General features: G+C 40.8%; 2 pseudogenes. Both read left to right on the forward strand.

The features are described 5' to 3' along the window. Positions 1-66: 66 nt before the first annotated feature. Positions 67-285, forward strand: a pseudogene (locus ACFILT_RS06720) (hypothetical protein); the annotation flags it as partial. 1 nt (position 286) lies between these two features. Then, positions 287-1,116: pseudogene (locus tag ACFILT_RS06725) on the forward strand (hypothetical protein); the annotation flags it as partial.

Genomic DNA, 1,116 nt, shown 5'->3' on the forward strand with positions numbered 1-1,116 from the left:
AATCTTAGGTTATTCGGGACTCTCATTCAATATGAATAACGATAGATTATCATTATAAATCAATGCCTTGTAGAGATAGAGAGTGTTGATGAGGAGCATCCATGGTTTGTGCACGCGTTTGATTTGATTAAGGCGCGTGCAAAATACGAACTTTACAAGAATATCTTGAAAGATCCCGATTGTGCAACGGCAGCGTACAATGACTTTAACGAACAGTTGCATGAATTGCGTGCAGAGACATCTCAACGTCATAACGTGACCAGAATAATACCAACGGATTTTTAAGATGGTTTATTTTCCAATCGCTGATTACAGACCAGATGTTTCGGTCGTCAACGGTAGCTTTACGGATAGCCTTGTGAATGTTTTACCAGCAGATGGCGGTTACATACCCATGCCTAGTGCAATGGTTGTGTCTCATGCTTTGGAAGAAAAGCCCTTGGGGTGCATAGCGTTTAGAAGTGGCAATGGTGTTAAGATAATCGTAGGAGGCAAGCAAAAGCTTTACAGTTATGATAGTCAAACGCAGGGTTGGAAAGATATCAGCCAAAGTGGTGTGACGTATCAAGCAAATGAAGAGAATAAATGGTCGTTTGCTCTTTTTAAAAACATGGTTATTGCGGTGAATAAAAATGATAAACCGCAAGTTTTCAAGGTTCTTAGTTCTGAACGGTTTGAAGATTTAGAAGGCAATCCACCGAAAGCAGGATTGGTCAAAGTTTGGGGACCTTTTGTTTGTTTGATGCAATTGACAGATAATCCCAATCGCATTCATTGGTCTGGAGAAGGCGATGAAACTCTATGGGAGACTCAATATAATGTTAGTGGTTATATGGATTTCCAAGATGGAGAATATGTGCAGGGGGCAACAGAAACAACCAATCCCCTTATTTTTCTTCGTTCTGCTATTTATGCTGGTTCTTTGACGTTAGGTTCCAAGAGCCCGTTTGCTTTTCAAAAGATACAAGACAAGCGTGGAGCGCGCAGTGCAGCCTCTATAGCGTGTCGAGGGAGTGATGCTTTTTTTGCAGGTGATGGTGGTTTTTATCAGATGAGTTTGGATGGTCAACTTTTACCGATAGGTTTTGAAAAGGTTGATAGAACGGTTTTTAAAAC

The sequence above is a fragment of the Bartonella sp. AP7XZML genome (assembly GCF_042195745.1).
In the GTDB taxonomy this organism is placed as follows: Bacteria; Pseudomonadota; Alphaproteobacteria; order Rhizobiales; family Rhizobiaceae; genus Bartonella.